Raw genomic sequence first — 12,794 nt, forward strand, 5'->3', positions numbered from 1 at the left:
CGCCGTGCCGCGTGTGCGTGCCGCGCCGGAGGGGTAGCCGGATGTCGACCCAACCGGCTCGACGGGCGGGGGGAACGATGCCCGTACCCGATCGCGGAGAACTCCTCAGGTTCCTCTGCCACGTGCGTTTCCCGGCCACCAAGCAGGAGATCTACCAGCAGTGCGTCGCGCTGGGCGCACCGGCGGCGCACCTGGAACGCCTCCGAAGCCTGCCCGACGGCGTCTTCGTCGAGCCCGACACCGTGCTGCAGGCACTTCCCCATCCGACCCCGTGAATCGTCCATATAGGACAAATCGACGGTCACTCCCCGTGTTTCCGCCTGGCGTGCCACCACACGCCGAACGCGACGGCGGCGGTGCCGAGGACCAACGCGATCGCAGTCAGCACCAGCTCGCTCACCAGGCAGAGCACTGCCAGCAGCGCGACGACGACGAGAACCAGGAACACCAGGAGCCGGCGCACGCCACCCCAGCTCCGACCGCTGTCGAACCGGGCGAACTTCTCCGCCAGCCGAGGATCGCCGGACACCAGCTCGGATTCGATCTCGGCGAGCCTGTCCCGCTCGTGCCTGCTCAACATGACGAGCTCCTAGCTACGTTCCCTTCGACCCCAACGAGGTACCCGCCCCCCACCTGCCTCAAGCTCTTCAAGCCTGGCACGCCGGAGTTCGCCGCCCTACGCGGCAGCCGGGTGATTTTCGGGCACGCACAGCGACGATTCCGATCACTGATCGTTGCCATTCGACGCGCGCGGGCGCACGGCCGGCTCCACGCCGACCGCGCGCCCGCGGCTGGATCGCTATCGGTCAGGGGGTCGAGCAGGCGCCTGCGGCGCACTCGGTCAGCCAGTTCGACCAGTCCTGGTCGAAGCTCGTGCCGATGGTGCGGGTCAGGTAGTCGCGGGCGCCGTTCCAGTCGCCCTTCCGGTATTGGCCTAGCACCGTGCCGAGTTCGGCCGGGTGCCTGTCGAACATGTACCGGACCGCGAGATATCCCCACCGGTAGACCCGGTTGGTGTCGCCGTTGTTGTAGGTGGTGTCCCACAACTCGCTCAGCCGGTAGGTCTGCTTGCCGGCCTCGTCGATCGCTTCCTGGTACGGCAGGTTGCGATAGGAGTAGGAGATGTACTCGCCGACGCCCTCGATCCACCACACCGTGGGCGTGCTGGTGGACGCCGCGAAGTCGCCGAGCATGTTGAAGCGCCCGTCGAGGTAGTGCGTGTACTCGTGGTTGAGGTTCCAGATCTCGAAGGTGGGCCGCTCCCATTCGGCTTCGTAGGCGATGAACCGCGGCTGGTTGCCCGGCTTCGCAGGATCGCCTTCGAGGTACATGCCGCCGTTGTTGGTGCTGATCCCGAAGATCGCACCCGCGTAGGTCTGGTAGTCGGCGCTGGAGTCGAACGCGACCACCTCGATGGTCGTGTTGTTGTCGTCCGCCACCGGCTGACCGCCGTCCTGGACCTTGTCGTGGAAGAACGCGTCCTGACCGGTGAGGCTGGTGCAGCTGGCCGCCAGCTCCTCGGCCACCATCTGCTGAGCGCGGATGCGGATGCTCGGCGAGCAGGTGTGCTGGACGGTCAGCACCGCGTCGGTCAGCCGCTGCTGCAGGTCGCACGTGCCGTACTCACCGCAGTTCTGCTTGTCGTAGTAGTCGGTCATCTCGGCGATGCTCACCCACAGCGGCGCGGTCGGCCCGGTCATCTGGCTGCGGCCGAGCAGGTCCTTGAGCAACGGCCGGACCTTTTCCTGCAGTGCCGCGTGCTGCACGAAGCGCCCGAGCTCGCGGCCCGCGTTGGCGGTCAGGAAGCGCTTGTCGGTGCCGAGCAGGTCGAGGTGCTGCGTCGCGAAGGCGTGCACGGTGTCCATCACGCTCGGGTCGGCGTGGACCGCGTCGACGAAGTCCGGGAACTGGTGCCCGCGGAACAGCACGGTGTAGACGCTGTTGACGGCGTTGACCATCCACCAGAACTGGTCGTAGGACGAGTTGTAGGCGGTGAGCAGCCGCTTGACGACCTCCAGGTAGCGGCCGTTCTCGGTGGAACTGTCGATCAGAATGACGGATTCGGCGAGCACCTGGCCGCTCTCGTCGCTGACCGTGCCGGACTTCGGGTTGCCGAAGAACGCGTCCAGCCCGCCCTGGATCGCCGCCTTGAGCGCCGGCCCGTACTCACCCACGCTTCCCGGGTCGCCCCACTGGACGTAGTACCCGGCGCGCAGGAAGAGCACCAGCTGCAGGGTGTTCGTGCTGTTGTCGCCGGGATAGACGGCGGCGTTGTCCCGGAGCGCATTGGCGACCGTGACCATCTGCTCTTCCCGGAACGCCCCGTGGGCGTCACCGCCGGTAAGGCGGAACAGCGTGTTGATGCAGTCGGGGGTGGCAGACTGGATCTGACGGACGAGTTCACTTCCGGTATTGCCGGTGAAGCGCGCTGGATCGCAGTCCGGCGCCTGCGCCGCAGCCTGCATCGAAGGGCGCGGCCGGAACGGGAAGTCCTGCAGTTCGAAGTGCTTGCTCCGCTGGGCGGAGTTGTCCGCGGGCAGCGGCGGGCGGTCCTTGGCCTCCAGCGTGCGGACCGGGCTCTTTTCCGTTGGCGCGGTGGGTTTTTCGGCCGGACCCGGCGTAGACTGCGCGACGGCGGGCGAAATCAGGGCCAAGACCAGGCTGAGCAGCATGATCCAAAGCGCGGCAGGGCGCCGGCTTCGGGCGGCATGAGGCGGTCTTTTCGGCACGTTCGACCTCCTAGCGAAGAAGATTTCGGTAAGGGGGCGGAGCCGGGATACCGGTCTCCCGACTCCTGGAACGTGCGCACGTTGCGGGAATTCTGTCATCAGAAGGACATCTGGCCCCATAAGCGGCGCTATACAGTTCGGCTATGACGATCGAGATCCGGCAGCTGCGGATGATCTGCGCGATCGCGGAGGCGGGCAGCATCACGCGCGCCGCCGCCAGGATGGAACTCACCCAGCCGGCGCTGAGCAACCAGCTGCACGCGATCGAACGGATGCTGGGCCAAGCGCTGTTCGTCCGGAGCAGGACCGGCGTCGTGCCGACGGAGTTCGGCCGGCGGACCCTCGATCGCGCCCGGATCGTGCTGTCGGAGGTCGATTCCCTGTTCGGCGACGCGGGCAGTCCGCAGGCATCGACCGAGCCGCTGCACCTGGGATGTGCCCACATAGCGTGCATTTCGAGCATCGTGGACCGCGTCCAGGCCGCCCCGCTGGGGCGTTCGGTGATGCTGCACGTCGAGTCTTCCGCTGCAGTGCTGGCGGATTCGCTCGCCAGCGGCCGGTACGACGCGGCTCTGCTGGGCATCGTGGCGGGTTTCGACGTTCCGCTGAAGCGGCCGGTCATCAGCCGCGTGCTGGTCCCGCGCTATCCGTGCTTCGTCGCGCTGGCCGCCGGCCACCGGTTGGCCGACCGCGAACAGGTGCAGCTGGGCGACCTGCGCGACGAGGCGTGGATCGGGCCGCCCGGCGCCGACGACGGCTCGCTGGCCGCGCTCCGCGCCGCCTGCCTGGAGGCCGGTTTCGAGCCCCGGATCCGTTTCGAGGCGCCCAGCGGCGGCGGCCGCGAGCTGGTCGCCAACGGCCACGGGATCCGTGTGGTGGAGCCCACGTTCGCCGCACCGCCCGGCACCGTCGTCCTGCCGCTGGAAGGAGATCCGCTGGTCGCGCGGCTGGTGGTGGCCTGGCGGCCGGACCGCATCACCCGGGAGCAGGCGAACCTGCTCTACCGGGAGATCGCCCGCGCCTACCTGCTGCACGTCGCGGACAATCCGCCGTTCCACCAGTGGTGGCAGGCCCATCCCGAGATGCACCCGGTGCTCTGAGCCGGAATTCCCGCTCGCACGGCCGAAGGTTGCCGCGTCGCAACCGTGCGAGGTAGACACTGTCCATGACTGCACCTCGCTCCTCATCTCCCTCGCGCGGAATTCCGCGATGTCCGGTCACTTTCCGAACTGGCTGGTGAGCGGGGCGTGGCCATCGATGATGCGGTGAACTCCGAAGCCGCCACCCGGACCCGGCGGCTCGTGCAGCGCCGGACCATCCGCGCGCTGATCTGCTCGCAGGTCCTGGCCGGTGCCGGGCTGTCCTCCGGCGTGGTCGTCGGGGCGCTGCTGGCCGAGGACATGCTCGAATCCAAGCGCTGGGCCGGCATCACCAGCGCGCTGTTCACCCTCGGCGCAGCCGCCGCCGCACTGCTGATCGGCCGGTTGTCGCAGCGCGGCGGCCGCCGCAGCGGGCTTTCGGCCGGCTACGCCATCGGCGCGCTCGGGGCGCTCGGGATCGTGGTGGCGATCCTGCTGGACAACGCCGCCCTGCTGCTGATCGCGTTCCTGCCCTACGGCGCGGGCACGGCGACGAACCTGCAGGCCCGCTACGCGGGTGCGGATCTGGCAGATCCCGCACACCGCGGGCGCGCCCTGAGCATCGTGCTGCTGGCGACCACCGGCGGCACGGTGCTCGGCCCGAACCTCACGGAAGTCACCGGCTCAGCGGCAGAATCCGTTGGCCTGCCTGCGTTGTCCGGGCCGTTCCTGCTCTCCGCCGTCGCTTACGGTGCGGCAGCCGTGCTGCTGACCGTGCTGCTTCGCCCAGACCCGCTGCTGACCGCGCGAGAGCTTGCCGCCCAACAGGATTCCGGCCCGGCGCAGGCCGGCCTGACCGGGCCGCGCGGCGGCTTGGCGCTCGGCGCGGGGGCGATGGTGCTGACCCAGCTGGTCATGGTGGCGGTGATGACCATGACGCCGATCCACATGCGCGACCACGGTCACGGGCTCGCCGAGACCGGCCTGGTGATCGCCGTGCACATCGCGTGCATGTACCTGCCGTCGCCGCTGACCGGCGCGCTCACCGACAAGTTCGGCCGGCGCGAGGTGATCGCCGCCGGCGGCGTCGTGCTGCTGGCCGCCGGGCTCGTCGCGGCGTTCGCCCCGGCGCACTCCGTCGCCGGGCTCGCGATCGGCCTGGGACTGCTCGGGCTCGGCTGGAACCTCGGCCTGCTGGGCGGGACCGCGATGGTCACCGACGCCGCCCCGCTCGCGAACCGGGCCCGCATCCAGGGCCGGGTCGACCTCGCGGTCTCGCTGGCCGGCGCGACGGCCGGGCTCTCCAGCGGGCTCGTGATGGCCTCGACGAGCTACAGCGCGCTGGCCATCGGCGGCGGCGTGCTCGCCGTGTGCGTGGTGCCGTTCCTGATCCGCATCGGTCAGGCAGCGGAGTAGTGCACGACCCCTTCGACCTTCTCCTTCACCAGCTTGCCCTGCAGGCTCAGCACGTCCAGGTGGGCGGCGGTTTCCAGCACCGCCATCATCTGGTTGAAGGGGTCGCCGAGCTCGTCGAAGCTGCGCTCGCGGCGGGTCCAGGTCAGCGCCCGCGCCGCCTCGTACGCGGTGCTCGCGCCGTTCACCACGACGGCCGCCATCGCGTCGAGGCGGGAGTCGTGGTGGTCGAGCAGTTCGTCGACGCGCTGGTGGACGCTATCGGTGGCCGGGCCGTGCGCGGGCAGCAGCCGCATGTCGGGCAGCGCGCGGACGAGTCGCAGCGACGCCAGGTAGTCGCGCAGCGGGGTCTCGGCGGGGGCCTGCTCGAACCCGATGGACGGCGTGATGTGCGGCAGCACGTGGTCGCCGGCGAACATCAGCCCGGCGGCGTCGTCGATGAAGACCAGGTGGCCGCGGGTGTGGCCGGGCGTGGCCAGCGCGCGCAGCGGCCGGTCGGCGAGCGTGATGTCGGTGGACTCGCCGATCCACTCGTCGGGTTCTTCCCAGAAGTGCGGGCCACGCGGGCCGTCGTCACGGGCGGCGATGACCGCGTCGCGCACCGGCTTCGCGCCGCATTCGGCGAGCAGCTCGATCTGCTTGGCCAGCGGCCGGTGCTCGGGGTCCGCCAGGACGTTGATCGTGTGCCGCTCGTCCCCGCCCAGCAGCACCTTGGAGCCGAACTCCCGCCGCAGCGCCACCGCCTGCGTGTAGTGGTCGCGGTGCGCGTGGGTGACCAGGAACCGGCTGATGTCGCCGAGCCCGGCGCCGATCTGGCGCAGCGCGGTGGCGAGCTGCTCGCGCGCCTCGTCCAGCGCCCAGCCGCCGTCGACGAGCGTCAGCGTGTCGCCGTCGGCGATCGCGTAGACGTTCACGGCGCGCAGGCCGTCGTTGGGAAGGGGCAGCGGGATCCGGTGCACGCCCGGCGCGACTTCGTACGCGCCCGGCTCGATCCACTCGTGCCGCGAGTCGCCCATGACCACACCTCCAAGCGCGCCCCCACCTGGGCGGTCCATCAGGAGTACCACACCCATACCAACCAGTCAGTACGCCTGTGACGACATCGCGGCGCGGGATTCCGGCCCCGCCCGACCGCCGCGTCCGGCCGCCGCCGAGCACGGGAGGGCGCGGGAATCGCGGCCGAGCTGGGAAATTTAGCCACGCGAACGTCCCGGCGGACCACCGGCCGGATCGTCCACACAGGACACCCGCCGCGCAGGGCGACGCCGAATCGTGGCGTTCATCACGTTCGACCGTTCGCCGATCCGCGAACATCCGACAGAGCAGGGTGTTTCAGCTGGTCACGGACCCGTGCGCACTTCGTGTCGCCATAGCAGCAGAAACTGAGCACGGGCAGCTAGCAGGGCAAACGCCTCGCCGGGCGGATCACCTGCCCCGGAGGCCGTCGTGGCCGGCGCGATCCGGCCGACGCGAAGCGTGGCATTTTCGTTCCAGAATGCGGTGTTGACTGTCGATATGGAATGGATGTTTCATTCTGTGCCGATGGGTCGCCTGCCGGTGGATCCGCCGTTCGCCGCCAGCTGGAGCAGCCGTTGCCTGATCGAACCCGCGCCCCGCGCAAGCTGCGCCTGTGGGAAGCCCTGGCCCTGTCGGTGGGCCTGATGGGCCCGACCCTCGCGATGGGCCTCAACGGCGCGGGCGTCGCGGCCACCGCCGGGAAGGCCGTGCCGCTCGTCTTCGTCCTCGGGCTGATCGGCGTCGCCCTGGTCGGCTACGGGTTCTGGCGGCTCACGCAGCACTTCAACCACGCCGGTTCGGTCTACGCCCTGGCCGGGGCGACGATCGGGCCGCGCGCCGGGTTCTTCGGCGGCTTCGCGCTGCTGGGCACCTACCTCTTCTTCCTGACCTGCACGCTCGCCGCGACCGGCGTCTTCGCGCACGCGTTCCTGCAGGCGCTGGGGATTCCGGCCGCGACGCCGTGGCTGGTCGTGGCCCTGCTCGCCGCCGTCGCGGTCGGCCTGCTCAACTCGCGCGACACCCGCATCACCGCGCGCACCCTGCTGATCGTCGAAGGCGTCGGGATCGTCGCGATGGCGGTGCTGGCGTTCGTGGTCATCGGCCGGGTGGCGGGCGGCTCGGCCCCGCGCGGGCAGACCCTCGACCTGTCCGTCTTCACCGCGCAGGGAACGACGCTCGGCGCGGTCATGACCGCGACCGTGTTCGCGTTCGTGTCCTGGGCGGGCTTCGAGGCGTGCGCGTCGCTGGGCGAGGAAACCGACAACCCGCGCCGCAACATCCCGCGTGCGCTGGTCGGCAGCGTACTGCTGACGGGCGTGCTGTACGTCTTCTTGATGTTCGCCCAGACCATCGGTTTCGGCACCGACGAGGCCGGCGTCGCGGAGTTCGCCGGCTCCGAGGCCGCCCTCGCGACGCTGTCCGAGCAGTACGTCGGGGCCTGGTTCGCGCTGGTCATCGCGTTCACCGCGGTGGCGTCGGCGTTCGCTTCCGCGCTGTCGTCGTCGGCCGCCGCCGCGCGGCTGGTCTACGCCCTGGCCCGCGACGGCTTCGGACCCGCCCGGCTGGCCCGGACCAGCCCGCGCACCGGCGCACCGACCGCCGCCTTGGCGTTCGTGTGCGCGGTCGCGGCGATCCTGGTGGCGATCGTCGCCGGGTTCGGGGTTTCCGCGTTCGACGCGTACTACTGGTTCGCGACCATCGGCGTGCTGTGCATCCTGGTCGCCTACGCCGTCGCCGGGGCCGGGGTCATCGCGTTCACGCTCTCCGGCCGCGCCTCGATCCCCAAGTACGAGATCGTGCTGCCGATCGCGGGCATCGCCTACCTCGGGTTCGTGATCTTCACGCAGTCGGCCGGTCAACCCGCGCCGTTCTCCTACTTCCCGTGGATCGCCGGGGCCTGGTGCCTCGCCGGTGCCGTCGTGCTGCTGGCCGCCCCCGGGCTGGCCCAGCGCATCGGCGAGCGGCTGACCGCCGAACTCGCCGCCCAGGAACCGCAGGCCGAGAGGAGCGCGCAGTGACCACCGTTTTCGTCGCCACCTGCGATCTAGCCGGATTGACCCGCGGCCGGTCGGTGCCGGCCACCGAGCACGACGCGGTGCTGCGCAGCGGCGTCGGCTGGGTGCCCGCCGACCTGGCGGTGTCGGCGTTCGGCCCGATCGCCCCGGACAACGTCTTCGGCTCGCAGGGCGACCTGCGGCTGCGCCCCGACCCCGCCACCGGCATCGACATCCCGGCCGACGGCGAGCAGCCGGGCCTGCGGCTCTACCTGGCCGACCAGACGCTGCCCGACGGCAGGCCCTGGGCGTGCTGCCCGCGCACGTTCCTGCGCGACGCGGTGGACGAACTGCGCGCCCGCACCGGCTTCGAGGTCGTCGCGTCGTTCGAGCACGAGTTCGTGCTCTCGGGGCTGCCCGCTTCGGCGCCGTTCTCGCTGCACCGGTTCCGGACCGCCGAGCCGTTCGGCTCGGACCTGGTGCGCCTGCTGTCGGACGCCGGGCTGCGCCCCGAGACGTGGCTGCCCGAGTACGGCGACGGGCAGTTCGAGATCACCCTGCACCCGGATTCCGCGCTGGTCGCGGCGGATCGCGCCGTGCTGATCAAGGAGCTCGTCCGCGACCTGGCCAGGCGGCGCGGGCTCGACGCGAGCTTCGCGCCCCTGCTGGATCCGGCCGGGGTGGGCAACGGCGTGCACATCCACCTGAGCCTGCGCGACGCCGATGGCAGGCCGGTGCTCTTCGACGCCGGACGGCCCGGACGGCTGTCCACAGTGGGCACCCGGTTCGCGGCGGGCGTCCTGCGGCACGCCGCGGCGCTGACCGCCTGGACCGCGCCGAGCCCGGTGTCGTTCCTGCGGCTGACCCCGCACCGGTGGAGCGTCGGCGGCGCGTTCCTCGCCGAGCGCAACCGCGAGGCGATGCTGCGGATCTGCCCGACCTCCGGCCCCGACCCGGCGGCGCAGTTCAACCTGGAGTTCCGGGCCGCCGACGCCACCGCCAACCCGTGGCTCGCGCTCGGCGTGCTGATCCGGGCCGGGCTGGCGGGCCTGACCTCGGACTACGACGAGCCGGTGGTGTGGCCGGAGGACGCCGCCGAGGCCGATCTCGCCGGAGTGCCCGCGCTGCCCGACTCGCTCGAATCGGCGCTGAAAGCGCTGGAATCCGATGATGTGGTGCGATCGTGGTTCGATCCGTCGCTGCTGGCCACGCAGCTCTCGGTGAAGCGCACCGAACTCGCGCACCTCGACGGACTCGACGACGCGGAACGCACCCGGAGGATCGCGGATGTCTACTGAGGACCTCGCGGCGGCCGTCGACGGCCTGCCGCTGGTGGACCACCACGTGCACGGCGCGCTGGCCGGTGAGGTGGACCGCCCGGCGCTGGAACTGATGCTCACCGAATCCGACCGGCCGGTGCCGGCGTGGATGACCCAGTTCGACTCGCAGCTGGGCTTCGCCATCCGCCGCTGGTGCGCCCCGGTCCTCGACCTGCCCGCGCACGCCGACGCCGCCGACTACGTGGCGCGGCGGGAAGAACTCGGCGCCGCGGAGGTCACCCGGCGGCTGCTGGCGGCCAGCGGCATCGGGCACTACCTGGTCGAAACCGGCTACAAGGGCGACGAGATCCTCGACCCCGGCGAAATGGCGTCGGCCTCCGGCGTCCCTGCCGACGAGGTGGTGCGCCTGGAGGCCGTGCTGGAGGATCTCGCGCGCAGCGGAGTGGGCGCGGCCGAGCTGCCGTCGCGGTTCCCGGAGGTGCTCGCGGAGCGCACGGTCGATGCGGTCGGGCTCAAGAGCATCGTCGCCTACCGCTACGGCTTCGACTTCGATCCGCAGCGCCCGTCGGAGGCGGAAGTCGTCGCAGCCGCCGGGAATTGGCTGCGCTCCGGCTCCACGCGCGTGGACGACCCGGTGCTGCTGCGCTTCCTGCTGTGGTCGGGCGTCGACCGAGGCCTGCCGTTGCAGCTGCACGCCGGGTACGGCGACCCCGACGTCGAGTTGCACCGCTGCGACCCGCTGCTGCTGACGCGGTTCATCAAGCTGGTCGAGCCCTCCGGCGTCGACCTGATGCTGTTGCACTGCTACCCGTTCCACCGCAACGCCGGATACCTGGCCCAGGTGTTCCCGCACGTGTACTTCGACGTGGGGCTCGGGGTGAACTACAGCGGCGTCCGCTCCGCCGCGGTGGTCGCCGAATCGCTGGAGCTCGCGCCGTTCGCGAAGATCCTGTTCTCCTCCGACGCCTGGGGTCCGCCGGAACTGCACCACCTCGGCGCATTGCTGTGGCGGCGGGGAATGTTCAAGGCGCTTTCGGAGTGGGTCGAGGCCGGCGAGTGGTCCGAGCCCGACGCGATCCGGGTGTTCCGCATGATCGGCCAGGACAACGCGCGCCGCGTCTACCGGCTGGACCAGCGGTGAAGCGGCTGCTGGCGGAGCTGGAGCGGCAGCTGGAGTCCGCAGTGGACATCCGACACCAGATCCACGCCCGGCCGTGCGTGTCCGGCGCCGAGGGACCCACCCTGGACCTGGCGCTGGCGAACCTGCCGGGAGCGGTGACCAGGATCGGCGACACCGCCGCGGTCGTGCGGATCGGCGGCGAGGGCCCGGCCGTCGCGGTGCGAGCGGAGCTCGACGCGCTCGCGATCACCGAGCGGACCGGTGTCGACTGGGCATCGCGGCATCCGGGTGCGATGCACGCGTGCGGCCACGACGTGCACCTCGCCGCGTTGATCGCGCTGGCGCGCGCCGTCGACGCGGTCGGTGGCCCGGCGCCGCTGCTCGCGGTGCTGCAGCCGCGCGAGGAGACCTATCCTTCGGGGGCGGCGGAGATCGCGGAAAGCGGTGTCCTGCAAGCAGAGCAGTGCCGTTCGGTGATCGGCGCGCACGTGCAGCCGCTGCTGCCCGCGGGGACGGTGGCGTGCACGCCGGGCGTGGTCAACGGCTCGTCGGACGAGTTCACGCTGACCGTGCGCGGCGAGGGCGGGCACGCCGCGTACCCGCATCGCACGCGCGACCCGGTGGTGGCGCTCGCGCACGTGATCGTCGCGCTGCAGAGCGTGATCAGCCGGACCATCGACCCGATGGCCTCGGTCGTGCTCAGCGTGACGACCCTGTCGGCGGGCACGGCCGCGAACGTCGTTCCAGGGCAAGCCGTTGCGCGCGGCACGGTGCGCGCGATGACGACCGCCGACCGCACGGATGTCCACAAGAGACTGGCCGAGGTCGCCGACCTGACCGCCCGCGCGCACGGCTGCTGCGCCGAGGTCGAGTTCGTGCACGGCGAGCCGGTCCTGGACAACGACGCGGAGCTGGTGAAGGCGACCGCCCCGCTGCTCGGCGAGCTGGGCCTGCGGGTCTCCGGCGACCTGCGCTCGGCCGGATCGGACGACTTCTCCTACTTCTCCGAGCTGCTCCCGTCCCTGATGATGTTCGTCGGCACCCACGGCGGCGCGGAACAGCTCCACTCCCCCACGTTCCTCCCGCCGGACGACCGGATCCGCGACGTCGCCCACGCCATGCTCGCGGGCTATCTCGCCGCCACCTGACGCCCGCGCCCCAGGTCCGGGGCCGTGAGTCCTTTGTGCCGCCATAGCGACCCAAAAGACGCACGGCCCCGTTACCAGCGGAAACGCCGCCCTCCGGCGACCGGGTCGTTATTCCGCGACGTCGTCGGCCAGGTCGTCGTAGCGGGCCAGGCGGTTGCGCGGTTCGTCGCCGAGCTCGTCGACCAGCGCCGCCACCACCGCCTCGACCAGGGCGAGCGCCGGGACCAGGGAGTCGAACGGGGACGGCGCCTGCACGCTGGCGGGCAGCACGATGTCGGCCGAGCTCGCCAGCGGCGACAGCCACGGATCGGTGAACAGGATCAGCGCCGCGCCCTGCTTCTTGGCGAGATCGCCGAACCGGATGGTCGCCTTCTCGTACCGCCGGTAGTCGAACGCCACCACCACGTCGCGGCGCCCCACGTCGAGCAGCGCGGCTGCGCGGTCGCCGCCGCCGTCGGGCACGTGCGAGGTGCGCGGCCGCAGCTCGCGGAGATGCCCGGCGAGGTACTGCGCCAGGATCCCGCTGAAACGGCCGCCGATGGTCGTCACCGGGCGGCGCGCGTCGGCGAGCAGGGCCACCGCCGCGTCCACCTCGGCGGCGGGCACCGCCTCCAGGCTCGACCGGATGCCCTGCGTGAAGGTCTCCACCGACCGGTCGAGGGCGTGATCGCCGCCCCGGCCCGCGGTCCTGGCGTACATGTCCAGCGGCGAGGACAGCCGCTCGCCCAGCTCGTCCTTGAGCGCCTGCTGGAACTCCGGGTAGCCGACGAAACCCAGCTTGCCGACCAGCCGGAGCACGGTCGGGGCGCTGACCCCGGCCCGGGCCGCCAGCCGGGCCACCGGTTCCAGCCCGGCGAGCGGGTAGTCGGCCAGCAACAACCGGCAGACCTTCCGCTCCCCGGCGGTGGCGGTGCCCTGCTGCTGCCGGAGCAACTCCACCACGGGAGCTCGACCACTCATGAAGAACCCCACCAAGTCTGCGGAACCCCACCACATCGGACTATACCCATCCGG

Annotated in this window: 11 protein-coding genes; 7 read left to right on the forward strand and 4 right to left on the reverse strand. The window is 71.2% G+C overall.

Features of this window, described 5'->3' with window-relative positions; genetic code table 11:
• The first annotated feature begins 77 nt into the window (after nt 1–77).
• Nucleotides 78–275, forward strand: coding sequence for a DUF2795 domain-containing protein (locus AC07EQ_RS02310; RefSeq protein WP_358493869.1), 198 nt, complete (start codon nt 78–80; stop codon nt 273–275).
• Nucleotides 276–301: 26 nt separating this feature from the next.
• On the opposite strand, the gene AC07EQ_RS02315 is transcribed toward AC07EQ_RS02310, so the two are convergent.
• Nucleotides 302–580 carry a DUF3040 domain-containing protein gene (locus AC07EQ_RS02315; RefSeq protein WP_478386126.1) on the reverse strand — a complete coding sequence of 93 codons (279 nt, stop codon included), beginning with the start codon at nt 578–580 and terminating at the stop codon, nt 302–304.
• A 226-nt stretch (nt 581–806) separates the two neighbouring features.
• Nucleotides 807–2,672 carry a collagenase gene (locus AC07EQ_RS02320; RefSeq protein ID WP_478386127.1) on the reverse strand — a complete coding sequence of 622 codons (1,866 nt, stop codon included), beginning with the start codon at nt 2,670–2,672 and terminating at the stop codon, nt 807–809.
• A gap of 200 nt (nt 2,673–2,872) precedes the next feature.
• Here AC07EQ_RS02320 and AC07EQ_RS02325 point away from each other — a divergent pair, with 200 nt between their 5' ends.
• Together AC07EQ_RS02325 and AC07EQ_RS02330 are read left to right on the forward strand one after the other, a co-directional pair.
• Complete coding sequence (locus AC07EQ_RS02325; RefSeq protein ID WP_478386128.1) at nt 2,873–3,829, forward strand: LysR family transcriptional regulator; 957 nt, start codon at nt 2,873–2,875, stop codon at nt 3,827–3,829.
• A gap of 147 nt (nt 3,830–3,976) precedes the next feature.
• A complete protein-coding gene (locus AC07EQ_RS02330; protein ID WP_478386129.1) occupies nt 3,977–5,224 on the forward strand; it encodes an MFS transporter in 1,248 nt (415 codons plus the stop codon).
• On the opposite strand, the gene AC07EQ_RS02335 is transcribed toward AC07EQ_RS02330, so the two are convergent.
• Nucleotides 5,209–6,237, reverse strand: coding sequence for an MBL fold metallo-hydrolase (locus tag AC07EQ_RS02335; protein WP_478386130.1), 1,029 nt, complete (start codon nt 6,235–6,237; stop codon nt 5,209–5,211). The two genes, AC07EQ_RS02330 and AC07EQ_RS02335, sit on opposite strands and share 16 nt — an antisense overlap.
• Nucleotides 6,238–6,813: 576 nt before the next feature.
• Here AC07EQ_RS02335 and AC07EQ_RS02340 point away from each other — a divergent pair.
• Genes AC07EQ_RS02340 through AC07EQ_RS02355 form a run of 4 tightly spaced genes read left to right on the forward strand, consistent with a single transcriptional unit; the run spans nt 6,814 to nt 11,780 of the window.
• On the forward strand, nt 6,814–8,256 hold the full coding sequence (locus tag AC07EQ_RS02340) for an APC family permease (protein WP_478386131.1): 1,443 nt from the start codon (nt 6,814–6,816) through the stop codon (nt 8,254–8,256).
• Complete coding sequence (locus tag AC07EQ_RS02345; protein WP_478386132.1) at nt 8,253–9,530, forward strand: glutamine synthetase family protein; 1,278 nt, start codon at nt 8,253–8,255, stop codon at nt 9,528–9,530. Before AC07EQ_RS02340 ends, AC07EQ_RS02345 begins: the two co-directional genes overlap by 4 nt.
• Entirely contained in the window at nt 9,520–10,653 is a 1,134-nt protein-coding gene (locus AC07EQ_RS02350) for an amidohydrolase family protein (protein ID WP_478386133.1), read from the forward strand. Before AC07EQ_RS02345 ends, AC07EQ_RS02350 begins: the two co-directional genes overlap by 11 nt.
• Nucleotides 10,650–11,780 (forward strand): M20 metallopeptidase family protein, encoded by a 1,131-nt coding sequence (locus AC07EQ_RS02355; RefSeq protein ID WP_478386134.1) that lies wholly within the window; start codon nt 10,650–10,652, stop codon nt 11,778–11,780. Before AC07EQ_RS02350 ends, AC07EQ_RS02355 begins: the two co-directional genes overlap by 4 nt.
• A 108-nt stretch (nt 11,781–11,888) precedes the next feature.
• Here the strand turns inward: AC07EQ_RS02355 and AC07EQ_RS02360 are convergent, their stop codons facing one another.
• Nucleotides 11,889–12,740, reverse strand: coding sequence for a MurR/RpiR family transcriptional regulator (locus AC07EQ_RS02360; protein WP_478386135.1), 852 nt, complete (start codon nt 12,738–12,740; stop codon nt 11,889–11,891).
• Nucleotides 12,741–12,794 lie beyond the last annotated feature (54 nt).

The sequence above is a fragment of the Saccharopolyspora sp. NPDC045839 genome, assembly GCF_056431645.1.

Coding starts and splice junctions, on each gene's coding strand:
- AC07EQ_RS02350 (WP_478386133.1), top strand. CDS start 9,520: ATGTCTACTGAGGACCTCGCGGCGGCCGTCGACGGCCTGCCGCTGGTG.
- AC07EQ_RS02315 (WP_478386126.1), bottom strand. CDS start 580: ATGTTGAGCAGGCACGAGCGGGACAGGCTCGCCGAGATCGAATCCGAG.
- AC07EQ_RS02320 (WP_478386127.1), bottom strand. CDS start 2,672: ATGCTGCTCAGCCTGGTCTTGGCCCTGATTTCGCCCGCCGTCGCGCAG.
- AC07EQ_RS02310 (WP_358493869.1), top strand. CDS start 78: ATGCCCGTACCCGATCGCGGAGAACTCCTCAGGTTCCTCTGCCACGTG.
- AC07EQ_RS02360 (WP_478386135.1), bottom strand. CDS start 12,740: ATGAGTGGTCGAGCTCCCGTGGTGGAGTTGCTCCGGCAGCAGCAGGGC.
- AC07EQ_RS02335 (WP_478386130.1), bottom strand. CDS start 6,237: ATGGGCGACTCGCGGCACGAGTGGATCGAGCCGGGCGCGTACGAAGTC.
- AC07EQ_RS02325 (WP_478386128.1), top strand. CDS start 2,873: ATGACGATCGAGATCCGGCAGCTGCGGATGATCTGCGCGATCGCGGAG.